Below are 23,558 nucleotides of genomic sequence, written 5' to 3' on the forward strand. Positions count from 1 at the left end.
CACTCATCGTTTTTTTATCTTATCGCCTGAGCAACTTCTTTAACTACACGTCTTCCTCTTCCATGCGGGATACAAAGCGGTGTTCCAAACAACGGATCCGTACTAATTTGACACTCCATTCGGAATACATCACGTACTAGTTTCTCATCTACCACTTCTTCAGGTTTACCTTGTGCATATATTTGTTTATCTTGAATTGCTACAATGTTATCTGCATAGCGGCATGCTAAATTTAGATCATGTAATACCATAACAATTGTTCTTTGTTCTGTTTCATTTAATTCGAATAATAAATCCAGCACTTCAATTTGGTGAGTCATATCTAAGTATGTAGTGGGCTCATCCAGTAAAATGATATCTGTATCTTGTGCAAGTGTCATTGCGATCCAAGCACGTTGACGTTGCCCACCTGAAAGAGCATGCACATCACGCTCAGCAAATTCTGTCATACCTGTCGCTGCAAGTGCTTTCTGTACCATTTCCTCATCTTTTTCTGACCATTGCTTCAGCCATGTTTGGTATGGATAACGCCCTTGCTTTACAAGTTGTAATACTGTAAGTCCTTCTGGTGCTTGTGGTCCTTGCGGTAAAATCGCCATTTGACGAGCGATTTGCTTCGTTTGCATACTTTGAATGGCTTGATTATCTAACAAAATATCACCAGTTGTTGGTTTTAATAATCTAGCTAGTGAACGTAATAAAGTTGATTTCCCGCAACCGTTAGAGCCGATAAAGATTGTAATTTCGCCTTTTGGAATTTCTAAATTCAACTCATCAATAATACTTGTTTCACCATAAGACAACGTCAAGCGTTTCGTCTCCAATGCTTTTTGCATATTCATCTCCCTTTATGAATTCCGACTTTTATAAAGTAAATAAATAAAATAAGGTGCACCAATTGCTGATGTAAATACCCCTGCTGGAATTTCAAGTGGCGTGAAAATTGTACGCCCTATTAAATCTGCAGCAAGTACTAGAATTGCACCGACAATAGCTGCAACTGGGAGTAATGCACCGTATAAAGAACCAACCAATCTTCGTGAAATATGAGGTGCCATTAAACCGACAAATCCAATCCCTCCGGCAAAAGCTACCGCACCACCAATTAAAGCTGTACTAAGTAATAGCATAAATACACGCGACTTCGTTAAAGGAACCCCAAGTCCTACCGCTATATCATCCCCTAGCTCTTGTGCATTTAAATGCCTAGCTGCGATAAATGATATTACTGTTAAAATGAGAACCCAAGGCGCAAGTACCATAACATTTTGCCAAGAAGAGCCATAAACGGTACCCGTAATCCATACATTTGCTTGGCTCGCTTGATAAATTGGTGCTAGCAACATAAATAATGTTGTCGCAGCCTTCGTTAATGCCCAGAATCCAACACCAATTAAAACGAGACTAATTGGTGATAATCCATCATTTTGCCATGCAAATAAGTATACAAAAACCGCTACAATCGTTGCTCCTGCAAAAGCTGCGAGCGGCATATAATGAATACTTACCGTTAGTGCATTATTTTTATCACTAAATAGCGCTAAAAATAATACAACTGCAACACTTGCCCCGCCCGTAATCCCGATGATATCAGGAGAAGCAAGTGGATTTCGAACAAGCCCTTGTAAAATACAGCCCGCTACCGCGAGCGCAATTCCTACGAGGATAGCAATTAAAATACGCGGCATACGAAACTTATTTACAACCATGTTTGACATCGCATCGCCATTTCCGGTAATTGCTTGCCATACGTCATAAGGAGCAATTTTCATGTCTCCCATACCTGCGCTCGCAAAGAATAATCCTATTAAAACAAGTAGTAAACTTAACAAGACGAGACAAGCTCGTTTATACATTAAAAACGAGAGCTCGCCTTTTCCTATACGAAACGGAATATATTTCTTCATTTGCTAAGCCCTCTCTTACGTGCAATATAAATAAAGAACGGTGCTCCAATAAATGCTGTCATAACTCCTACTGGTACTTCTTGTGGCATAATGACATATCTTGCTGCTATATCAGCCAATATTAGTAGTATTGCACCTAACAATCCGCTATAAGGCACTCTCCATCTGTGGTCAACTCCAACAAGAAATCTAGCAAAATGCGGAGTAATAATCCCAATAAATCCAATTGGGCCAGCAACCGCAACTGAACCACCAGACAACAGTACAATAATAAGTAACACGAATGATTTCATTAAAATTGTTCGTTGTCCAAGTCCTTTCGCGACGTCTTCTCCCATCATCAATGTATTTACTTTTCCTGCCATAATAAGAGATGCAATCCATCCTATTAATAAATATGGGAATACAGATTGTAAAATTTCTAACTTTCGCCCTTGCACAGATCCAGCAAGCCAAAATAATACCTCTTCAAGTGCTTTTTCATTTAACACAAGTAATCCTTGTGTTAATGATGAAAATAACGCACTAATTGCGACCCCTGCTAACGTTAACTTAAGAGGAGTAGTCCCTTCTTTTCCTAAAGAACTAGAAGCAAATACAAGCACAGCTGCAACCGCCGCTCCTAAAAAGGCGATCCATGTGAAAGCTGATAATGATGTTACTGAAAAGATTACAATTGCTACAACTATGAAGAACGCAGCACCTGAATTTAATCCAATAAAATCTGGAGAAGCAAGTGGATTCTTAGTTAAAGTTTGCATAAGACAACCAGCAATGGCTAAACTAGCACCAACACTAGCTGCAATTAACGCCCTAGGCAGACGTACATTTTGAATAATAATATGTTCATTGGAACCGTTAAAATGGAAAAAAGCATCCAATGCTAGTTTCCAACTCGTATTTGTATATCCGAAAATAATACTTCCCCAAATACAAATAACGACTGCAATGATTCCAACAAATAATCCAATCCCTTTTGCTCGATTTGTTTTTAATAACATGCAGCGTTTCCCCTTCAATGTATAATGATACGTTGTTAGTGTATTTCAACTTAATTCTTATTGTCAACGGAAATGAGAATTATTTTCACCCATATATATTGACAATTAAAAGATAAAGGCTTAATATCATGCTTGCTATTGAAAAATATTCTCAACATGTAGGGGGTACATAATGAATTTCATGCGGAAGAAATCGTTTACAGTATTTGTATTTTTACTAGCATTTTCAATGCTTTTAAGCGCTTGTGGAAAATCAAGTAACAAAGAAGAATCTACAAAAGAAGATAATAAAAAAGAAGTGGTTACTGTAGAACATGCAATGGGTAAAACAGAAGTTCCTGCTAATCCAAAACGTGTAGTTATCTTAACAAATGAAGGAACTGAAGCTTTACTTGAATTAGGTGTGAAACCAGTTGGTGCTGTAAAGTCTTGGACTGGTGACCCATGGTATCCACATATTAAGGATAAAATGAAAGATGTAAAAGTTGTTGGTGATGAAGGACAAGTTAACGTTGAAACAATTGCTTCTTTAAAACCAGACTTAATTATCGGTAACAAAATGCGTCACGAAAAAGTGTACGAACAACTAAAAGCAATTGCACCTACTGTGTTCTCAGAAACATTACGTGGTGAATGGAAAGATAACTTCAAATTTTATGCAAAAGCATTAAATAAAGAAAAAGAAGGTCAAAAAGTTGTAGCTGATTACGAATCACGTATGAAAGATTTAAAAGGCAAACTTGGCGATAAAGTAAATCAAGAAATCTCTATGGTTCGTTTCATGCCTGGTGATGTTCGTATTTATCATGGTGATACATTCTCTGGTGTTATTTTAAAAGAACTTGGATTTAAACGTCCTGGAGATCAAAACAAAGATGATTTTGCAGAGCGTAACGTATCTAAAGAGCGTATTTCTGCAATGGATGGTGACGTATTATTCTACTTCACATTCGATAAAGGAAATGAGAAAAAAGGATCTGAATTAGAAAAAGAATATATTAATGATCCGCTATTTAAAAATTTAAATGCAGTAAAAAATGGTAAAGCATACAAAGTTGATGACGTTATTTGGAATACAGCTGGTGGCGTAATGGCCGCTAACCTACTATTAGATGACATCGAAAAACGCTTTGTTAAATAATATTTCCTTAACCAGCTCCCTTCTATGGAGCTGGTTATTTTTCAATTCACTTAAATGTCACATTATTTCGTTTTGTATTTTTATTCCCAATATGTTATATTTAGAAAGTAAATAGAATATATTTTCTTTATATCAGAATAAATATTTTAATCTAAATTTTCTGATTAATCACTATTTTATTTTCTTTTAGAATTCAATTATTACATTTGAAAACGCTTATCATCTTGTTTTCAGGGCAAAATACAGTAACGGTCGAAGAAAAATAGAACTTTTTCAGAAATTTTCTTTCTATTTCCATATAATTCTATTGACTTCTAAATATTTTGTAAATTAAAATGATTACATAAATATCCGTTATACAGGATTAGGGGGAAACAAACATGGATGCAGCTTTAAAATTAGACAAAGCTGGAGAGCAACAATCACCAAAAAAACATCCACCAGGGTTATACTTGTTGTTCTTTACAGAGGCATGGGAAAGATTTAGTTATTACGGAATGCGTGGCTTATTAGTTCTTTATTTAACAACGAGCTTAGTAAGCGGCGGTTTAGGATTTGATAAAGCAGTTGCAGTTCAAATTTACGGTATTTTCACAATGCTTGTATATTTCACACCTATTATTGGTGGTTGGTTAACTGACCATTTCATTACGAAGCGACATGCCATTACTATTGGTGGTATCATCATGGCAATTGGTAACTTCGTACTATTTTCAATGAATACGAAAACTGGACTATTTTTAGGATTAGGATTATTAGTTATCGGTAACGGATTCTTCAAACCGAATATTTCGACTTTATTAGGTCAATTATATAGTGACAACGATTCTCGTCGTGATAGTGCCTTCACTATCTTCTACATGGGGATTAACTTAGGAGCTCTTATCGCTCCATTCATTTGCGGTTACTTCGCAGATTATAGATACGGTTTCTTAACAGCTTGTATCGGTATGATTATTGGACAAATTGCATTTAACTTATTAGCACCTCGTTACTTAGGATCAGCTGGAACAACAGTTGTGGGTAAAAAATCTAAAGAACAAAATGCAAAAGCTGTTGAGAAAAAACCTTTAACACCACAAGAGAAAAAACGTACTGTTGCAATTTTAATTTTAACTTGTTTCGTTGTATTCTTCTGGGCAGGATTTGAACAAGCTGGTAGCTCTTTAACACTTTACACAGATAAGTTCGTAGATCGTACAATTGGTGGATTTACAATTCCAACACCTTGGTTCCAATCTGTAAACCCACTATTCATTATCTTACTAGCATTACCTGTTTCTGCGTTATGGATTAAGCTTTCAAAAACAAAAAATGGTGATTTGAAAATCCCAACAAAAATGGCATTAGGTATGATTTTACTAGGGATTGGATATTTAGTTCTAACTTTAGCTGTTTTAAAAACTGGTAGCGATGAAGGTAACATTACAATGAAAGCAAACTTACTATTCATTGTATTCACTTACATGTTCCACACAATCGGTGAGTTATTCTTATCACCAATCGGATTATCTATGGTAAGTGCAATCGCTCCTGTTAAACTAGCATCATTATTAATGGGTGTATGGTTAGCTGGTACTGGCTTCGCAAACTTATTAGCAGGACAATTAGCCGCTTTCACTCAATCTTTAGGATATTTAGAAGTATTCGCAAGCATCGGTATTATCGTAATTGTACTGGGCTTAGTACTTCTTATGTTCTCTAAGAAAATTGCACATATGATGGAATAACAAAAAGACGCTTCTAAAATTAGAAGCGTCTTTTTTATTATTTCTCCTCTAAAGCTGTCACGTCCACATGAACGCTCTCACCAGGATTAGATACATCATACACTTGAGCACTCCCCTTCTGCTCATCACAGCTCTCAATCCATACTGGTACGCCCTCATATGTAACGTCAATTCTACTTGAAGAAGATAAGATTTGTTTCACACGTTTCACATCCATACTACTATCCCTCCTTTTGCTTACTACACTCCTTTCTATTTTTTCTTTTCCTTTTAGAATATATTCGGTAAGGCAGCATATTGATTAATAGTCATTTCTACCTCACATGCTAATATTTACTCTCTCGCTACCTTTCTGACAAATAAAAAAAGACGTATATTCTACACGTCTTTTTCCATAATATTCAAATTTTAAGAAAATAATGTTTTTACTACCGCACTTACTTTATCATTATGGATTTGATAATACACTTCTAATCCTCGTCTTTCAAAGCGCACTACTTTATTTTGCTTTAACTTCGTTAAATGTTGTGAAACCGTTGATTGCGGAATTTCTAATACTTCCTGTAGTTGTGTTACATTACATGTTCCTCTTTGCATAAGTTCCATTACTAGACGTAGACGAAGTGGGTGAGCTAACGCTCTTAACATTTGTACATCTTCTTCTGAAATACGACATTCGAATTGATTTTGGTTCATAAAGTTCCCCTCATTTTCGTTTTTATTTGCGTTTTTATGTTCTTTTTATTTATTTATATATCTGTTCTTATATTTCCTGTTACGACATAACTTTATCAACCTATAAAGCCGAAAATTTTTTCCATCTTCATCAGCAAAAATTCAGGAAAAAATCCTTGCTGATTTTGAATATTATACTATATGATATAACGAAAAAGCAAAATAATGGCCTACGAATACTTTGCTTACAAACGTTGTTTTATCAGGCTTTTTGTTATATTTTCACCTCATTGAAATGCACAGTAACGGTATTGTAAAATATCGTCTATAATTGATAACCTATCGTAATGTAGTTGAACTATACTTAACCTCTTTGTTACGCTAAAAGGAATTTTCAGTAAAAAGAGATGATATGGTATTAAAAATTTGTTTCTTATTTTTTATTCGTATTGCAAGCGGTTGAATTGTTGTGAAAAACTTCCTATTAAATCCACTGACCGTTCCTCTCTCACTAAATCAAACAGGACAGATAAGTGCATATATCAAACTTTAATCAGTAGGGTTTTTGTTCATCCCCACTGATTATCAGCCCTCACCAACCGGGCGTTTACTGGCAGCCCGATCCCCACCTAACTTCTTTGCTTCCGCTGAATTTTGAGGTGTGGGTCTTACTGCCCGTTAATGCGGGATAAGAGACGGCATCTAATATACACCTATAGGGAACATGCCATCTGAATAAGCAAAATAATATGCAAATAATTTATACAGCACACTTAAATTCATTTGAGTGTGTTTTTTTGTCTACTTTATGAACAAAGCTTTTCTTTTAACACTATTATGGAATAATTATACTTTTTTACGTTGACAATAGTGTTGAAGGAGAATATACTAAGCATGTAAGTTGATTGTGAATAGTTTCACAAATAATGTGAATTTATTCACATATAATAGATAGGAGTTGTCATTATTATGAGTACTTGGACACAAATTTATGATCCATTAAACAATATTTGGTTATCTGCACTAATCGCAGCACTTCCAATTTTCTGCTTCATCATTTGTTTAATGGGACTGAAAATGAAAAGTTATATCGCTGGTCTTTACAGTGTGATTGTCGCTATTATTCTTGCAATATTTGTTTATAAAATGCCAGCAACAGTAGCTGTAGCATCTGCTGGATTCGGTGTTTTATCTGGATTTTATCCAATTTGTACTATCGTTATTGCCGCAATTTTCCTTTACAAATTAACTGTTAAAACAGAGCAGTTCAATATTATTCGCGATAGTATTTCAAGCATTACAAATGATCAACGTTTACAAGTATTATTAATTGCTTATTCTTTCGGTGCTTTCTTAGAAGGCGCAGCTGGTCTAGGGGTTCCAGTTGCTATTACAGCTGCACTACTTGTGGGTATGGGCTTTAATCCATTAAAAGCAGCAGGTATTTGTTTAGTAGCTAATATTGCTGGTGGTGCTATGGGTGCTATGGGTATTCCAGTTACAGTACCGGCACAATTAACTGAACTTGACGCATTAACTATTGGTCGTCAAACTGTTCTTATTTTACCTTTCATTAGTATTATCTTACCTTTCTTACTTGTTTCAATGGTCGATGGAGTTAAAGGTATTAAAGAAACTTGGCAAGGTATTCTTGTAAGTGGTGTTTCTTTCGCTATTACTCAATTCGCTGTAACTTACTTCTTAGGTGCAGAACTTACTAATATTTTCGCAGCCGTTGTAAGTATGATTGCTCTTGCATTATTCTTACGTGTTTGGCAACCAAAATCTTCTACTAAAGAAGAAAAACAAGAAACTAAAGTATCACATACATTCAATCAAATTTTATATGCTTGGTCTCCATTCGTATTCTTAACTGCATTTGTAACAATCTTTAATTTAAAACCAATTAAAGCTTTATTTGCTCCAGATGGTGCGTTAGCAAACTTAGTATTTAACATTCAGTTCCCTGGTCTTCATAATGCTGTTATGAAAACTACACCAATTACAAAAGCTGATACACCTTTCGCAGCTGTTTTCAAATTTGATGTATTTTCTTCTACAACTACTGCGATTGTACTAGCAATTATCGTTTCACTTATCGTTTACCGCGTAAAAGGTAAAATGGTTAAAGAATTAATGATTGAAACAATGAAAGAATTAAAAGCTCCAGTATATACAATTTGTAGCGTTATCGCTTTAGCTTACGTAGAGAACTACTCTGGTATGTCATCTACACTTGGACTTGCATTCTCATCTACTGGTAATGCATTCCCAATTCTTTCTCCAATCTTAGGATGGATTGGCGTATTCATTACAGGTTCAGTAGTTTCAAGTGGTTCTTTATTCGCACCACTGCAAGCAGTAACAGCAGACCAATTAAACATCGTTCCTTCTACACTCGTTGCCTTAAACGTGGTAGGTGGTACAATGGCAAAAATGGTTTCACCACAATCTGTAGCAGTTGCTTGTGCCGCAGTTGGACTAGTTGGTAAAGAATCTGCTCTATTTAAAACAGCAATGAAATACAGTTTAATCTTCTTAGCTGTTATTAGCTTACTTCAATTAAACGCTGTGTTTAATATCTTTTAAAAATAAAACACCGATCCAAATGGATCGGTGTTTTTCACATTATATTTTTTTATTTTTTAATAAAGAAGCTCCAGCAATTTCAGGATGAGTCATTTCGAATGGATCTAAAATAATATCCAATTCCTCTTCTGTCAGTACACCATGTTCTAAACATAACTCCCTAACAGATTTTCCTGTTTCAATTGCTTCACGTGCAATACGAGATGCTGCTTCATAACCAATATGAGGATTAACTGCTGTAATAATTCCAACACTTTTCTCAACATATTGCTTCAGCAATTCTTCATTTGCTGTAATTCCTTCAATACAATATTCACGGAATACACGGAATCCATTATTCATAATGCTTATAGATTGAATTAAATTAAATACAAGCACAGGCTCCATTACGTTTAACTCTAATTGTCCTGCTTCTGACGCTAAGCAAATTGTATGATCGTTTCCGATTACTTGGAATGCGACTTGGTTAATTACTTCTGCCATAACTGGATTTACTTTTCCTGGCATAATGGATGAACCTGGCTGACGTGCTGGCAATTGAATTTCAGCTAACCCAACACGTGGACCAGACGCCATAATACGAAGATCGTTTGCAATTTTAGACATGTTCATCATACATACTTTAAGCGCTGCAGATACTTCTGTGTATGCATCTGTATTTTGCGTTGCATCAACTAAATGCTCTGCACCAACAAGTGGGAATCCACTAAACGTTCTTAAATGTTTTACCACTTGTTCAATATACGTAGGATTTGCATTTAATCCTGTACCAACAGCTGTCGCCCCCATATTCACTTCATATAAATGTTGACGAGACTGTTTAATTCTTTTTATATCACGCTCAAGTACTCGGCTATACGCTTCAAATTCTTGTCCAAGGCGAATTGGAACTGCATCTTGTAAATGTGTGCGTCCCATTTTAATAACGTGATCAAACTCTTTTGCTTTTTTACGAAAAGCAGAATGAAGTTCTTCCATTGTAATAAGAAGCTCTTCTAACATCATAAGAGTTGCAATATGAATCCCTGTTGGAAACGCATCGTTCGTTGATTGGGCCATGTTCACATGAGTGTTTGGGCTAATTTTCGCATATTCCCCTTTTTCATATCCCATACGCTCTAACGCTCTATTCGCAATTACTTCATTTGTATTCATATTAATAGAAGTTCCGGCTCCGCCTTGAATAGGATCCACGATAAATTGATCATGAAACTTTCCATCAACAATTTCTTGCGCTGCTTCTGCAATTTCATGTCCAATGTCTTTAGCTAAGTAACCAGTATCTATATTCGCAAGTGCCGCTGCTTTTTTCACAATTGCCATTGCTGTAATGAGTGATGGATGAATGCGGTATCCTGTAATTGGGAAGTTTTCTACGGCACGTAATGTTTGTACACCATAATAAGCTGCACTTGGTACTTCTTTTTCACCTAAAAAATCTTTTTCTATACGTATATCCTTCGTTGCTATCATTTTTATCACCTATACTTTTTCATTCTAAATCCTTATCCAAAAAATCCGCCCTCTAAAAACACGAGTATCATTCAGAAGAATTTTTCAGTATCCACCTTCACTATATAGCACCTTTTTTGAAAGCGCAAACATTTATTTTTCTGTATATCCTTTTTATTAAAGTTTATAGAAAATCATTCTTCTACTTTCCTTATTTCCACTCGTTTAATTTGATGCATATCCTTTTCAAGGACTTTAAAATAAAAACCGTGTTTCTCAATAACATCTCCTTCAGCAACGATTTGTTTTTGTACCATAATCCAGCCACCAATTGTATCTACATCATCAGCAATTAAATGTATGCCAAGCAAATCATTTACTTCACTAATAAGCACTTTTCCCTCTACGATTTTATATCCTTCACTTACATGCTCTATAGGTGGATTCTCATCTTCATCGTATTCATCTCGAATTTCTCCAACAATTTCTTCTAAAATATCTTCTAGTGTAACAATCCCTGCTGTACCACCATATTCATCATATAATACAGCTAATGGAATGTGTTTTCTTTGCATTTGTAACAGTAAATCATGAATTGGAATATTTTCTAGCACTTCAATAACTGGCCTTGTATATGGCATAATTGAGCACTCCTCGTCCCGATTACCATCCATATAACGAATAAATAAATCTTTTACATTTACCATCCCAATAATTTCATCTTTATCTTCACCAAATACAGGATATCTCGTGTACTTTTCTTGTGCGATGACTTTAATATGTGTTTCAAATGGTTCGTCCTCATATAAGCCTACAACTTCCGTACGAGGTACCATAATTTCTTTTGCTACTCTATTATCAAATTCAAAAATATTATTTACATATTTAAATTCCCTTTGGTTAATCTCTCCGCTCTCATAGCTCTCAGATAAGATTAACCTTAATTCTTCTTCTGAATGAGCTACTTCATGTTCAGATGCTGGATGTAATCCGAATAAACCAGTTACAACCCTCGCTGAACCATTTAAAGCCCAAATAAACGGGTACATAACTCGGTAAAAATAAATAAGTGGTTTCGATAACAATAAGCTAACTTGTTCTGCTTTTTGTATAGCAAATGTCTTTGGAGCAAGTTCCCCAATGACAACATGTAAAAATGTAATTACTGCAAAGGCAATAATAAATGAAACTGTACTGGAAATTGCAGGTGAGAATTGTAATTTTAAAAACAACGGCTCGAGTAAATGTTTAATAGTTGGTTCCCCTAACCACCCGAGCCCTAAAGCAGTAATTGTAATACCTAGCTGACAGGCCGATAAATACTCGTCTAAATTTGAAGTTACCTTTTTAGCTGCCAGTGCACCTCGTCTTTTTTCACTAACGAGTTGATCAATACGACTGCTACGTACCTTAATAATTGCAAATTCAACAGCCACAAAAAATGCTGTTAACCCAATAAGAATGACTACCATCAATAATTTTAAAATATCCACATATGCTCTTTAGCTCTCTTAGCTAAAGTTACACCTCCTTTTAAAAAGAAGTTTCACTTTAGTTTCTTCAATTATTGGAAAGCAACTCTATATAAAATCCACCAATTTTCAAACCTCATACAATTCTAAAGGTAAACCATCAGGGTCTTGGAAAAAGACGAATTTCTTCCCCGTTATTTCATCAATACGGATTGGTTCTGTCTTAACACCACATTGGTTTAAATGCTTCACAGCTTCTTCTATATTTGTAACAGCAAATGCTAAATGTCTAAGACCGGCTGCTTCTGGAAAACTTTTGCGCTCAGGCGGATTTGGAAATGAAAATAATTCGATTTGATACTCTTCTCCTACACATAAATCTAATTTATAAGAATCTCGTTCCTTTCTATATACTTCATTTATCTCTTTAAACCCTAATATTCTAGTATAAAAATTCTTTGACCTCTCATAATTCGAACAAATAATTGCAACGTGATGCACTCTACATATATTCATACTCTCTCTATTCCTTTCTTTACCAAAGATGCATATTCTCCCTTGAAATGAAAAACATATATAGCAGAATATCTCTTTTAGGGGGCTTATCATGAAATTCATTACTTTTTTCGTCGGACTAATTGTTGTTTTCTTACTCGCTTATATTGCTAGCAACAATAAGAAACATATTAAGTTTAAACCAATTTTCATCATGCTTATTATACAGTTAATTTTAACCTACCTATTATTAAATACAGAAATCGGTCTCATACTTATTCTTGTCATTTCCAGTCTGTTTACAAAGCTACTCGAGTATGCTGCTGATGGAATAAATTTCGTATTTGGTGGTATTGCAAATAAAGGTGAAATGCCATTTTTCCTTACTGTATTATTACCAATCGTCTTTATTTCTGTTTTAATTGGTATATTACAACATTTCAAAATACTACCATTTTTTATTCATTGGATCGGGTACTTTCTTAGTAAAATAAATGGTCTTGGGAAATTAGAATCTTACAATGCTATTGCCTCTGCCATTGTCGGTCAATCAGAAGTTTTTATTACAGTGAAAAAGCAATTAGCTCAAATTCCAAAACACCGTCTTTATACACTTTGTGCCTCTGCTATGTCAACCGTATCTATGTCTATCGTAGGTGCCTATATGACAATGATTGAACCTAAATATGTAGTAACTGCACTCGTTCTCAATTTATTTAGCGGTTTTATTATCGTACTCATCATTAACCCTTACGACGTTAAAGATGACGAAGATATTTTAGAAATCAAAGGTGAAAAACAAAGCTTTTTTGAAATGCTTGGAGAATACATTCTTGATGGTTTTCGTGTAGCCATTGTTGTCGGCGCTATGCTCATCGGATTTGTCGCATTAATTAGTTGTATTAATGACCTGTTCCTCATTATATTCGGTATTACGTTCCAACAATTAATCGGCTATGTATTTGCACCTATCGCATTCCTTATCGGTGTACCAAGTTCTGAAATTGTCGCAGCTGGCAGCATTATGGCAACGAAGCTTGTAACGAATGAATTTGTCGCAATGATGGACCTTAGTAAAATTTCTAATAGCCTTTCTCCCCGTACAGTTGGGATTATTTCTGTTTTCCTTGTGTCTTTTGCCAATTTTTCTTCCATTGGTATTATTTCAGGTGCGGTAAAAGGACTAAACGAAGAACAAGGAAACGTTGTTGCGAGGTTTGGCCTTAAATTACTATATGGAGCTACTCTCGTTAGCATTTTATCCGCAATTATCGTAAGCATTATGTTGTAATTAGGTAAAATTTTATCATTTTCTTATCCCTATCTTTTGTATACAATAACGAATAGATGTCTTATAAAGTGAAACTTTACTCAGAGGGGCTATCCCCCTCTGAGTATTAGCCTTCACCAATCGGGCTTTTACGGGCAGTTAACTCCCACCTAACTTCCTTGCGTTCGCTGGACTTTGAGGTGGGAGTTTTACTGCCCGTTAATGCGGGATAAATAATCAAGACATCTATTTTTTATACATGTACAATCGCTTTTATTTAGCGTAAAATATTTTTTATGTGTTTGAATACACTTCTAAATGTATATACTTCGATAGTTTTAAAGGAGAAAAAATGATGAAATCCGACCCGAACAACAATACGCGAGCCAGAAAAGGACGCTCAAAGAAAAAACGCCTACTTTGGTTCCTTCTTATTCCATTACTAATTGTAGCACTTGGAGCAGGAGGCTACTCCTTCCATATATACAGTAAAGCAAAGTCCGTCTTAAATAATGCTTATGCTGAACTAGGTCGAGGAGATAAGTCCAGTAAACGTGAAAAAGCTGTTAAACCTATGACCGACAACATTTCTGTACTAATTATGGGTGTTGATGAAAGTGATATTAGGGAAAAAGGTTATGGAAAAGCAACTCGAACAGATGCGTTATTACTTGCAACAATTAATAAAAACGATAAATCCGTTAAACTTGTAAGCATTCCACGTGACTCACGCGTCTACATTAAATCACGTGATAAATACGATAAAATCACACATGCGCACGTATTCGGTGGTGTAGACAGCACAATTGATACGGTAGAGAACTTTTTAGATGTTCCAGTTGACTACTATGTAAAATTCAACTTTAAATCATTTATTAAAATTGTTGATTCCCTTGGTGGTATTACTGTAGACGTTCCAGTTGAGTTCACAGAGCAAAATAGTAAAGATGAAGCAGATGCAATTCATCTAAAAAAAGGACGTCAACATTTAAATGGAGAAGAGGCACTGGCACTGGCTAGAACTCGTCATATCGATAGTGATTATATGCGTGGTCAACGCCAACAGCTTGTATTAGAGGCCATTGCTGAAAAGGCACTATCTCTTAATTCCATTAATAAAATCGGAGGCCTACTAGACGCTGTCGATAAAGACTTAAAAACCAATTTAACTTTTGATGATATGATGACAATTACAAAAAATTCAATGGATTCAAATTTAAAGATGGAAAAAATGCAAGTAGAAGGTACAGATAAATATATAGGCGGTATTTATTATTACGTTCCAAATGAAAAAAGCGTCAATAATATTTCGACAAAACTACAAGAACATCTCGGTGTTACGAATAAAAATGAGCATAAAAAATTATAATAAAAAGGCTGCTAGATTTCTCTAGACAGCCTTTTTATTATATTTTTCAACATATTTTTCAACATATTTTTCATACACATTGTGACAAGAAGTGACAATTATTACAGCGGTGTAACATTTTTTATGAAAACATTACACACATAGTGAAAATAATAGTATACTAGTACGTACATAATGTTATTTTCATCATTTTTATACAAAAAATGTAATACATATATTTATACATAAATTTCTGGGGGGAAATAAATGAAGCTAAGTAAAATACTGATCGGTTCTGCAATTGCTGGGGGCATATTACTTTGTGTAGGCGGTGTTGGGGGATATCAATATGTCTCCAAATTAAATAATCAATTAGATACTACTGCATTACCGAATACTACATTTGAAGGTATTTCTCTCGATGGAAAAAATAAGAAAGATATTCAAGCAATTATTAATCAAAAGGTAACTGAATTAGATCAAAAATCCCTTACCTACATATTCCAAAACGATAAACAAACTTACACATGGAAAGATTTAGGGATAAATTATAAAGAGAAAGATATTATTGACAAAATCTTTAAAGAACAAGAAGGAAACGTAATGAATCGTTACAAAATGCGTAAGCAAGCTGAAAACGGTGAATTAAAACGTGACTATAAATTAACACCACAATTAAATGCAACAGCTTATGAAACCTTTATAAAAGATAAATATAATGAAACATTAAAAAATCCTATTAATGCAGAATTCAGTATTGAAGGCTCAACAGTAAATGTTAGTCAAAGCCAAAACGGAGAAAAAATTGATAAAGGGAAACTAAACGGTTTAACAAACGAAGCTATTACTACCGGTAAATCAGATGTCACATTGCCAGTCACATTCATAAAACCAGAACGCTCTACAGAAGACATACAGAAAATGGGGATTAAAGAAGTCATCGCTGAATATTCTACTCCAATGGCCGGCCGTAACGGAAATCAATCATTTAACGTAAATAAGTCAGCCAATACTTTAAGTGGGGTTATTGTCGCACCTGATGAAACGTTTAGTTTTAACGGCCGCGTTGGCGTAACTGATGCTGCACATGGTTACAAATCTGCAGCAGTATATTCACAAGGTAAAGTAATACAAAGTGCAGGCGGAGGAGTTTGCCAAGTCAGTAGTACATTATACAGCGCAGCTTTAAGGGCAGATTTAGGCATTGTTTCTCGAAGCAATCATTCTATGCCGGTAAATTATTTACCACTTGGGCAAGATGCAGCAGTAGCAGATTATGGTCCAGATTTAAAATTTAAAAATAATACGGGCAATCATATTTATATTCAAGCATTTTCAAATGGAGGTAGTATTACTACACGCATTTTCGGTACAAATACTGGTAAAAATGTTGAAGTTTCTTCTCAAGTAATTAGTAGGACTAGTGATAAAATCACAGCGGTTACGTATAAAAAAGTAACACAAAACGGGGAAGTAATATCAAATGGACAAATTTCAAAAAGCGTATATAAAAGCGCTCCAAAAGAATAGCTAATATCCACCGAATAGCATAAAGAAAAAGGCGTGATTATATCACGCCTTTTTCTTTTGCAGTAATAGTAAAAAAGTTTCAAGATGGTCTTTCGTTTCTTCTAAAGACCACATACGATTGCCTTGCTTCGCAGCTAATACACACGCCTCTTCCCACGCGTTCTTTTTCTTCATATTTATTAATTCATCACGTAATTTCAAAACAATTTCTTCGTCTTCTTGTTCAATAAACTCTTCCATCACGCTTACTATTTCATCCTCATGAATACTTAACGCACAGTACGATTTAAGAAAGTATTGTAATGTCGTATACATAATGTACTCCCCCTTCTTATTTATCAGATGGATAAGAAGTAATAATCTTAAACCCTAATTCTCCTGACTTATCTCTTGCTAAAACAGTAACAGTTTTTACCAACTTGTCTTTTACACTCATATTTTTCTTTATTACCGTTTTTCCAACCGGGAATGAATGTGTTGTATTTAATACGAGACGAGCCTCTTTAGAATTTTTTAACCAGTCTTGAATTTCCTTATCATGCTGCTTCAAACTATCTTTTACAGCTTTCGTTGCTGTTTCCTTGTTATAGTATGTACTTGCTGCTGATACTTTATCTGTCTTCAAGCGATTCTTCAAATCTTCTTCTGATTTGCCTACATGTCTTTCAATCGTATGACCATTTTTAGGTGGCCCTTCCATTTCATCTAAAATATTATCATTAATTTTTTCTACTGATGTCGATTGATTCCCTGTTTGTTTCTCTGTTTTTTGTTCTTTTCCTGCACATCCACTTAAGATCAGCATTAGTGCCAATAAACCACTCAAGAAAAGACTACTTATTCGTTTCATCATATCACCTCTTTCATGATTATTATCGTAACTTCACTAAAAGTCAATTTCACAACGAAAAAATCTATCAGTTTTCATTTTTTTCATCTATTTTTCCATATTTACCCGCGCAATTTCATCAACCCTCTATTTTTCGACTTTTTATAATATATACCCCCTATATTTTATGATTATTTCCCAGATGAAAACACTGATGACATAACTATAAAACTCTTTTATAAAAAGGTTTTTATAGTGTTTTTTAAAATATTTTAAAATACCCACATTTTTATATACCTAATACCCATATAAGGTATAAAGACCCCTTCTTATCAACGTTTTTCTACATTATGTAAATTTACCCTTGCCTATACAAACGAAATATGGTGTAATGCAAAAAAAGATAAAGGATTTTAAACAATGGCTGAAACGATTCAAAATTTCTTAACAGAATACTATTCAATCGCAATTCCACTTAGTATCTTAATTAACATCATCATTAGTCTTTTAGGTGTTATTCCTAGCATCTTTTTAACCGCCATTAATATACAGCTCTTCGGTGTAACAAATGGCACAATCATTTCGATCGCAGGTGAGGCCTTAGGGGCTATTATCTCGTTTTATATTTATCGCATAGGCCTTCAAAAGTTCACTCACGATAAAGTAAATAAGTACCCAAAGGTAGAGCGTCTTCTTTATGTAGAAGGTATAGAGGCCTTTCTACTCGTTCTATCGTTTCGATTGATACCTTTCATCCCATCAAGTATCGTGACTTTATTTGCAGCTCTAGGGAAAATGTCATTACTCTCCTTCAGTATTGCCAGTACAATAGGTAAAATACCGGCCTTATTGATTGAAGTATATTCGGCATATCATGTTATGAACGGAACAAATGAAGCGAAGTGGATTGTAACAATCGCAGGCGCTATTGGATTGTTTTATTTGTGGAAAAAATGGAGAAAAAAATAAAGAAGGAGCCTATGCTCCTTCTTTATTTTTGAAGTATTTTATTAATATCTGTCCCTTAAATCCTTAATTTACACCAACAGCACTAAATGATTGCTTCACTGCATTTACTTCTGCAGAGCTAGCACCATATAAATCCGCAGCAGCTTGTACTGCACCAGCACGAGCTTGACTAAATGTAGTAGATTGCGTGAAATACTGTGTATTTGCACGGTAGTAAATCGCACCTAATTTATCTTTACCAATACCAGTTACAGTTACACCAGAATGCGTACCACCATTTGCTAATAAATAAGCTTGTTTGTTAATAATACCACTGTTTGTATGAACGCCACCGTTATCACTTGAACCTGTGTAACGCTTAGAATAGTGGTCTGGGTCACCATATTTCGCTGGATCACTCATAGAGCGAAGCGCGTCTCCTGCTTTACCAGGCGTGTAAATATCTTCACCAATTTCCCAATCTGGGTTACGGTTATCATAGAATTCTACTAAAGTACCAAAGATATCAGAAATCGCTTCATTTAACGCCCCTGATTCATTTTGATAAATTAAGTCCGAGCTATTTTCCGTAACAGCATGCGTTAATTCGTGACCAATTACGTCAATTCCACCAGATAATGAAGTGAATGTTACACCATCACCATCCCCGTATACCATTTGTGAACCGTTCCAGAATGCATTATTATACTTACTTCCGTAATGAACTGTTGATTTTAATGGTGCTCCTGCATCATTAATAGAGTTTCTGTTAAATGTAGCTTTATAATAATCATATGTTCTACCTGCATAGTAATGAGCATCTACTGCCGCTGCATCATACGCTGCATTGAAAACATTATCTGCATCTGCCCATAATGTTCCTGGTAATGTTGAGCGGTTTTTCGCATCGTATGTGAAAATCGTTGCTCCGCGCGTATTATCTTGTAAGTAGTAAGATGAACCAGATAATGTTGTATTAAGTGATTTCGTATCTCCTAATACACCTTTACCAGTTCCTACTTTATTTGTTCCTGTTACAGGTTTTACTACTGCTTTCGCATCCTGTTTAGGAGCCTCTTGCTTAACTGGTGACTTATCTTCATTTGCTACATGATCCAATTTATTATATTTATTTAATACTTTACCGCTGTCTGCTTCAATGAAATAGTAGTAGTTTCCTGGACTAGGATCTAAGAAGTTTAGATTTACAACGTATGCATATGTTGTTTCTTCACCATTTTGATATACATATAAGTCCGCTTTTGGTTCTACCTCATATTTCGGTGTTACCCCTAAGTCTTGCTGCGCGATTTCAATCGCTTTTGCGCCTTCAATCTTATTTTTATTTTTCAACTTTTCCTTCTTGTCTAAATCAGGTGCAACTGTTCCAGACAATACTTTTAAAGAACCGTCTTTACTTACGTGAGCTACTTGAGTAGAACCCCATACAGGTACTCCTTCGTAAACTTGTTGCATACGTACTACTGTTGAATCAGTTACAGCATCTTTCTTCACTTGTTTCACTTTGAAAGAATCTTGCGCACTCTTTTCCCCTAGCTTGTAATCACCTTTTGCTGCGTTTAAGTAATCAAACACAACAGATTCTGCTTTCTTACCAGTCGCTCCAGTTAAATCACCAGAAATAAACTCAGGTGACTGTACTGTCTCATTGTACTTCTTCGTAGAGAGTACATTTTTAGAATCCGCAAATGCAGAGCCTGTCCCTCCAAACGTTGTAACTGCCATTCCTGTCGCTAACACTAACGCTAAACTTTTCTTTTTCATGAACCTTCCCCCTAATAAAATTTTTTTGAAAAAGAGTAGTTTCATATTAGCATTATGTTTTCACTATTAATATACTAAAAATTCAATTAATTTATTTCTCAAGTTTTGTAGAATTTTGAGGAACAAATATTGAAAAACCCCCTTCCGATTGGAAAGGGGTTTCTGTTAAGAATTTATTAATTCTACTACTTTTTCTCCTTGACCATAAATATCCGATGTCCAAGCATATTGCGGTTCCAATACCACTAATACAGCTACCAAAGCCAAAGCACCAATAATTATTTTTTTCATATTATTTTCCTCCCTTTTCTTCTAATAAATTAATTGCTAATTTATAGTAGTTATTACTTTCCTTAAATTCTAGTAATTCCTCGTGATATCCTGCTAGTTCTAAATACACCATTTTTAATTCCTTTTTATTTTCTTCGCCTCTAAAAAATGGGATTGCCTCAACTTCTAAAAATCTTTTATAAACATCTTTCGTTTCAAAGTATTTATTCTTAAGCATTGAAAGTATATATAGCATACTTTTATACTTTTCATCCCTCTTGGCAACATCTATTCCTTTATTAATCCAATCTTTCGCTTCTTCAAATTCTTTTAATTCAATGCACTGCAAAGCGATCTCATACACTGCATCAATATAATTTAAATCCTCTTCCTTTTTGTACTTTAGGCATTGTAAATAATAATCTTTTGCTTTTGAATAATCTTTTAAGTTATAGTACAAGAAGCCTAAATTATTTAAAGCAATAGCTGTTATACTTTCTTTATCAGCAAAAGAATTTGCTTCCCTCAAAATATTATTATAAATAGATAGTGCTTCATTATATTGCTTTTTTTGTATATAACTCAACGCAATAAGTAACTGGCAATTTATCACATAACGGAATTTATATTCATTCTTAAATCCTTCCATTGCTACATTAGCAAAATGTAAAGTCATATGTTCAACTTCTAATTCATTATAAACAAGAGCCAAATTGAAATATATTCCATTCTCATGATAACCTTGTTCCTTTGCCATTACTTCTGTTCGAGTCAAATACTCCAATGCCTTCTTATATCTATGTTGTAAAAAATAATATAACCCTTTGCTATACGTATATAATAATTTTTGGAATGGTGAATACTTTTTGTACATCTTCTTTAAGCTCTCTAACTCTTTTTCGACAGCAGGAAAATCCCTTTTCATAATTAAATAACGTGTATACAGCAGTTTATAATAATTTATAATTTCAAAATCCAACACATGCTTCATTTCACCTTGTAACTCTTCATATATACGTTCTACTTGTGGCTTGTCCAAATGAACTAGTGCATTCAGCCATTCATCCAACTTCCCCTTCACATCTTCTTCTACATCCCTCAAATCCGTCACGGCAATTTCTAACCTTGTGCAGAGCAATTGTAGAATTTCTTCTGATGCTTCGATCTTTCCATTTTCGATTTTACTTAAGTATGAGACAGAACAAATGCCCTGACATAATTCTTCTTGTGTCATTTTTTGCTGAAGCCGTTTGTAAAAGACTTGTTTGCCTATTTTTTCTAATGTTTGTTGCATTGTCCTCCTCCATTCTCATTACCCCATTACTCTAATAATACATAAAATCTGGAGAAATATAAATTGATAAATATAAATTTTCTAAAAAATATGCATAATTTCATTTTTTTCTCTCTTGACTTCACTTCAATATCTCTTCTTTGCTACGAATGGTGAAAAATTGGTATACTATAACCAAATTATGGAGGTGTTCTCGCGATGACTCATTATAAAGACGATAGTTATGCCTTACATACAGACCTATATCAAATCAACATGGCTTATACATATTGGAAAGATGGTATTCATAATCGCCGTTCCGTGTTTGATTTATACTTTCGAAAGCTTCCATTCGAGAACGGTTATGCTGTTTTTGCTGGCCTTGAGAAAATTGTAGAGTACATAGAAAATTTCAGCTTTACTGAAAGCGATATCGCTTATTTAGCAGAATTACAATTTGAAGAAGAATTCCTTCATTATTTACAAAATATGAAATTCACTGGGACGATTCGTAGTATGCAAGAAGGTGAAGTTGTATTTAATAACGAGCCTTTATTACGCGTTGATGCACCACTTGGTGAAGCACAAATTATTGAAACCGCCCTCTTAAATATTGTGAATTACCAAACATTAATTGCAACAAAAGCTGCTCGTATGAAACATGCTGCAAGTAATGATGAGCTTTTAGAGTTCGGCACAAGACGTGCCCATGAGTTCGATGCCGCCCTTTGGGGGACACGCGCTGCCTTTATTGGTGGTTTCTCCTCTACAAGCAACGTTCGTGCTGGGAAACGCTTCGGGATCCCTGTAGCTGGCACACACGCTCACTCTTTCGTTCAAGCATATCGCGATGAATACGTCGCGTTTAAGAAATACGCTGAAACTCATAAGAAGTGCGTCTTTCTCGTTGATACATATGACACATTGAAATCTGGTGTTCCAAATGCAATTCGTGTTGCAAAAGAATTTGGGGATCGTATTGATTTCTATGGTATACGTCTTGATAGTGGTGATATGGCTTATTTATCGAAAAAGGCACGAAAACTACTAGATGAATCAGGGTTTACAAATACAAAAATTATCGCTTCTAGCGATTTAGATGAATACACAATTATGCACCTTAAATCTCAAGGGGCAAAAATTGACGTATGGGGTGTTGGGACAAAATTAATTACGTCCTTTGAGCAACCTGCATTAGGGGCTGTTTACAAACTAGTTGCGATTGAAGATACTGCCGGAAAATTAAATGATACGATTAAAATTTCATCTAATCCTGAAAAAATTACCACTCCAGGACTGAAACGAATTTATCGTATTATCAATCGGGTTAACGATCATGCAGAAGGCGATTATATTGCGTTAGATTCTGAAGAACCTGGAAAAGAAGAGCGCTTAAAAATGTTCCATCCAGTTCACACATATATAAGTAAATTCGTAACAAACTTTGAAGCCCGTGAACTCCATAAAGACATTTTCGTTAACGGTGAAAGAACATATGAACTACCAAGTATATTAGATATTCAACAATATAATGAACAGAGTCTCGCTCTATTTTGGGAAGAATACATGCGAACTTTAAATCCCGAAGAGTATCCTGTCGATTTAAGCCAAGAATGTTGGGATCATAAAATGAATTACATTCAAACTGTTCGAGAACAAGTTGAAAAAAACATACAAAAGTAAACAGAGAAGTTTCTCCTTCTCTGTTTTTTCAATACTATATGGATATTTGTAAAAAATATATTAAAATAATACGACGAATGTTTTTTATTTGTAAATTTTAATATCATATTATTCAAAAGTAAAATAATATTTGATATTATTTTATTAAATCAATTTCAAC

21 protein-coding genes are annotated in these 23,558 nt (G+C 34.7%); 8 read left to right on the top strand and 13 right to left on the bottom strand.

What is annotated here, in order from left to right; genetic code table 11:
- Positions 1-14: 14 nt before the first annotated feature.
- Genes MHI28_RS14695 through MHI28_RS14705 form a run of 3 tightly spaced genes read right to left on the bottom strand, consistent with a single transcriptional unit; the run spans position 15 to position 2,908 of the window.
- The gene (locus MHI28_RS14695) at positions 15-836 is read right to left on the bottom strand and encodes an ABC transporter ATP-binding protein (protein ID WP_001167972.1); all 822 of its coding nucleotides are present in this window, start codon (positions 834-836) and stop codon (positions 15-17) included.
- A gap of 12 nt (positions 837-848) precedes the next feature.
- Entirely contained in the window at positions 849-1,907 is a 1,059-nt protein-coding gene (locus MHI28_RS14700) for a FecCD family ABC transporter permease (RefSeq protein WP_000760052.1), read from the bottom strand.
- On the bottom strand, positions 1,904-2,908 hold the full coding sequence (locus tag MHI28_RS14705) for a FecCD family ABC transporter permease (protein ID WP_000925213.1): 1,005 nt from the start codon (positions 2,906-2,908) through the stop codon (positions 1,904-1,906). Before MHI28_RS14705 ends, MHI28_RS14700 begins: the two co-directional genes overlap by 4 nt.
- 172 nt (positions 2,909-3,080) lie before the next feature.
- On the opposite strand from MHI28_RS14705, the gene MHI28_RS14710 reads away from it, so the two are divergent.
- Complete coding sequence (locus MHI28_RS14710; protein ID WP_001010281.1) at positions 3,081-4,049, top strand: ABC transporter substrate-binding protein; 969 nt, start codon at positions 3,081-3,083, stop codon at positions 4,047-4,049.
- Between the two features lie 380 nt (positions 4,050-4,429).
- Positions 4,430-5,779 (top strand): peptide MFS transporter, encoded by a 1,350-nt coding sequence (locus tag MHI28_RS14715; RefSeq protein WP_000338303.1) that lies wholly within the window; start codon positions 4,430-4,432, stop codon positions 5,777-5,779.
- 37 nt (positions 5,780-5,816) lie between these two features.
- On the opposite strand, the gene MHI28_RS14720 is transcribed toward MHI28_RS14715, so the two are convergent.
- Positions 5,817-5,996 carry an acid-soluble spore protein H gene (locus MHI28_RS14720; protein WP_000382679.1) on the bottom strand — a complete coding sequence of 60 codons (180 nt, stop codon included), beginning with the start codon at positions 5,994-5,996 and terminating at the stop codon, positions 5,817-5,819.
- 191 nt (positions 5,997-6,187) lie between these two features.
- On the bottom strand, positions 6,188-6,475 hold the full coding sequence (locus tag MHI28_RS14725; RefSeq protein WP_001075219.1) for an ArsR/SmtB family transcription factor: 288 nt from the start codon (positions 6,473-6,475) through the stop codon (positions 6,188-6,190).
- A 948-nt stretch (positions 6,476-7,423) separates the two neighbouring features.
- On the opposite strand from MHI28_RS14725, the gene MHI28_RS14730 reads away from it, so the two are divergent.
- Entirely contained in the window at positions 7,424-9,043 is a 1,620-nt protein-coding gene (locus MHI28_RS14730) for an L-lactate permease (protein WP_000109120.1), read from the top strand.
- A gap of 39 nt (positions 9,044-9,082) precedes the next feature.
- Here MHI28_RS14730 and aspA read toward each other — a convergent pair whose 3' ends face one another.
- The 3 genes from aspA to gloA2 all read right to left on the bottom strand — a co-directional run bounded on the left by aspA (position 9,083) and on the right by gloA2 (position 12,483).
- On the bottom strand, positions 9,083-10,516 hold the full coding sequence (gene aspA, locus MHI28_RS14735; RefSeq protein WP_000562136.1) for an aspartate ammonia-lyase: 1,434 nt from the start codon (positions 10,514-10,516) through the stop codon (positions 9,083-9,085).
- Positions 10,517-10,689: 173 nt separating this feature from the next.
- Positions 10,690-11,988 carry a hemolysin family protein gene (locus MHI28_RS14740; RefSeq protein ID WP_000353320.1) on the bottom strand — a complete coding sequence of 433 codons (1,299 nt, stop codon included), beginning with the start codon at positions 11,986-11,988 and terminating at the stop codon, positions 10,690-10,692.
- Between the two features lie 108 nt (positions 11,989-12,096).
- Positions 12,097-12,483, bottom strand: a complete 387-nt coding sequence (gloA2, locus tag MHI28_RS14745) for an SMU1112c/YaeR family gloxylase I-like metalloprotein (RefSeq protein WP_001017673.1) — start codon at positions 12,481-12,483, stop codon at positions 12,097-12,099.
- 91 nt (positions 12,484-12,574) lie between these two features.
- On the opposite strand from gloA2, the gene MHI28_RS14750 reads away from it, so the two are divergent.
- The 3 genes from MHI28_RS14750 to MHI28_RS14760 all read left to right on the top strand — a co-directional run bounded on the left by MHI28_RS14750 (position 12,575) and on the right by MHI28_RS14760 (position 16,610).
- Positions 12,575-13,753 carry a NupC/NupG family nucleoside CNT transporter gene (locus MHI28_RS14750; RefSeq protein ID WP_340828065.1) on the top strand — a complete coding sequence of 393 codons (1,179 nt, stop codon included), beginning with the start codon at positions 12,575-12,577 and terminating at the stop codon, positions 13,751-13,753.
- Between the two features lie 331 nt (positions 13,754-14,084).
- Entirely contained in the window at positions 14,085-15,101 is a 1,017-nt protein-coding gene (locus MHI28_RS14755) for an LCP family protein (protein WP_002083775.1), read from the top strand.
- Positions 15,102-15,347: 246 nt separating this feature from the next.
- On the top strand, positions 15,348-16,610 hold the full coding sequence (locus tag MHI28_RS14760) for a VanW family protein (RefSeq protein WP_000777351.1): 1,263 nt from the start codon (positions 15,348-15,350) through the stop codon (positions 16,608-16,610).
- 42 nt (positions 16,611-16,652) lie between these two features.
- On the opposite strand, the gene MHI28_RS14765 is transcribed toward MHI28_RS14760, so the two are convergent.
- Positions 16,653-16,925, bottom strand: coding sequence for a hypothetical protein (locus MHI28_RS14765; RefSeq protein WP_000288790.1), 273 nt, complete (start codon positions 16,923-16,925; stop codon positions 16,653-16,655).
- Between the two features lie 16 nt (positions 16,926-16,941).
- Positions 16,942-17,460: an RNase A-like domain-containing lipoprotein gene (locus MHI28_RS14770; RefSeq protein WP_000822701.1), complete on the bottom strand. Its 519-nt coding sequence runs from the start codon at positions 17,458-17,460 to the stop codon at positions 16,942-16,944.
- 399 nt (positions 17,461-17,859) lie between these two features.
- Here MHI28_RS14770 and MHI28_RS14775 point away from each other — a divergent pair, with 399 nt between their 5' ends.
- On the top strand, positions 17,860-18,408 hold the full coding sequence (locus tag MHI28_RS14775; RefSeq protein WP_000852229.1) for a TVP38/TMEM64 family protein: 549 nt from the start codon (positions 17,860-17,862) through the stop codon (positions 18,406-18,408).
- Positions 18,409-18,471: 63 nt separating this feature from the next.
- Here MHI28_RS14775 and MHI28_RS14780 read toward each other — a convergent pair whose 3' ends face one another.
- From MHI28_RS14780 to MHI28_RS14790, 3 genes are all read right to left on the bottom strand, one after another.
- On the bottom strand, positions 18,472-20,172 hold the full coding sequence (locus MHI28_RS14780; RefSeq protein ID WP_000730377.1) for a M4 family metallopeptidase: 1,701 nt from the start codon (positions 20,170-20,172) through the stop codon (positions 18,472-18,474).
- Between the two features lie 165 nt (positions 20,173-20,337).
- Positions 20,338-20,463, bottom strand: coding sequence for an NprX family peptide pheromone (locus tag MHI28_RS14785; RefSeq protein WP_000720172.1), 126 nt, complete (start codon positions 20,461-20,463; stop codon positions 20,338-20,340).
- A gap of 1 nt (position 20,464) precedes the next feature.
- Positions 20,465-21,736 carry a helix-turn-helix domain-containing protein gene (locus MHI28_RS14790; protein WP_001187951.1) on the bottom strand — a complete coding sequence of 424 codons (1,272 nt, stop codon included), beginning with the start codon at positions 21,734-21,736 and terminating at the stop codon, positions 20,465-20,467.
- A gap of 198 nt (positions 21,737-21,934) precedes the next feature.
- Between MHI28_RS14790 and MHI28_RS14795 the strand changes: the two genes are divergently transcribed.
- Positions 21,935-23,398, top strand: a complete 1,464-nt coding sequence (locus MHI28_RS14795) for a nicotinate phosphoribosyltransferase (protein ID WP_000150190.1) — start codon at positions 21,935-21,937, stop codon at positions 23,396-23,398.
- Positions 23,399-23,558: the final 160 nt, after the last annotated feature.

Source organism: Bacillus sp. FSL K6-0268 (assembly GCF_038005425.1).
GTDB lineage: Bacteria > Bacillota > Bacilli > Bacillales > Bacillaceae_G > Bacillus_A > Bacillus_A thuringiensis_S.

Bases quoted from the DNA above. Each gene is read 5' to 3' on its own strand.
- MHI28_RS14700 (WP_000760052.1), bottom strand. From the start codon at position 1,907: ATGAAGAAATATATTCCGTTTCGTATAGGAAAAGGCGAGCTCTCGTTT.
- MHI28_RS14795 (WP_000150190.1), top strand. From the start codon at position 21,935: ATGACTCATTATAAAGACGATAGTTATGCCTTACATACAGACCTATAT.
- MHI28_RS14780 (WP_000730377.1), bottom strand. From the start codon at position 20,172: ATGAAAAAGAAAAGTTTAGCGTTAGTGTTAGCGACAGGAATGGCAGTT.
- MHI28_RS14790 (WP_001187951.1), bottom strand. From the start codon at position 21,736: ATGCAACAAACATTAGAAAAAATAGGCAAACAAGTCTTTTACAAACGG.
- aspA (WP_000562136.1), bottom strand. From the start codon at position 10,516: ATGATAGCAACGAAGGATATACGTATAGAAAAAGATTTTTTAGGTGAA.
- MHI28_RS14705 (WP_000925213.1), bottom strand. From the start codon at position 2,908: ATGTTATTAAAAACAAATCGAGCAAAAGGGATTGGATTATTTGTTGGA.
- MHI28_RS14715 (WP_000338303.1), top strand. From the start codon at position 4,430: ATGGATGCAGCTTTAAAATTAGACAAAGCTGGAGAGCAACAATCACCA.
- MHI28_RS14775 (WP_000852229.1), top strand. From the start codon at position 17,860: ATGGCTGAAACGATTCAAAATTTCTTAACAGAATACTATTCAATCGCA.
- MHI28_RS14710 (WP_001010281.1), top strand. From the start codon at position 3,081: ATGAATTTCATGCGGAAGAAATCGTTTACAGTATTTGTATTTTTACTA.
- MHI28_RS14720 (WP_000382679.1), bottom strand. From the start codon at position 5,996: ATGGATGTGAAACGTGTGAAACAAATCTTATCTTCTTCAAGTAGAATT.
- MHI28_RS14785 (WP_000720172.1), bottom strand. From the start codon at position 20,463: ATGAAAAAAATAATTATTGGTGCTTTGGCTTTGGTAGCTGTATTAGTG.
- MHI28_RS14765 (WP_000288790.1), bottom strand. From the start codon at position 16,925: ATGTATACGACATTACAATACTTTCTTAAATCGTACTGTGCGTTAAGT.
- gloA2 (WP_001017673.1), bottom strand. From the start codon at position 12,483: ATGAATATATGTAGAGTGCATCACGTTGCAATTATTTGTTCGAATTAT.
- MHI28_RS14760 (WP_000777351.1), top strand. From the start codon at position 15,348: ATGAAGCTAAGTAAAATACTGATCGGTTCTGCAATTGCTGGGGGCATA.
- MHI28_RS14770 (WP_000822701.1), bottom strand. From the start codon at position 17,460: ATGAAACGAATAAGTAGTCTTTTCTTGAGTGGTTTATTGGCACTAATG.
- MHI28_RS14725 (WP_001075219.1), bottom strand. From the start codon at position 6,475: ATGAACCAAAATCAATTCGAATGTCGTATTTCAGAAGAAGATGTACAA.
- MHI28_RS14695 (WP_001167972.1), bottom strand. From the start codon at position 836: ATGCAAAAAGCATTGGAGACGAAACGCTTGACGTTGTCTTATGGTGAA.
- MHI28_RS14755 (WP_002083775.1), top strand. From the start codon at position 14,085: ATGATGAAATCCGACCCGAACAACAATACGCGAGCCAGAAAAGGACGC.
- MHI28_RS14730 (WP_000109120.1), top strand. From the start codon at position 7,424: ATGAGTACTTGGACACAAATTTATGATCCATTAAACAATATTTGGTTA.
- MHI28_RS14750 (WP_340828065.1), top strand. From the start codon at position 12,575: ATGAAATTCATTACTTTTTTCGTCGGACTAATTGTTGTTTTCTTACTC.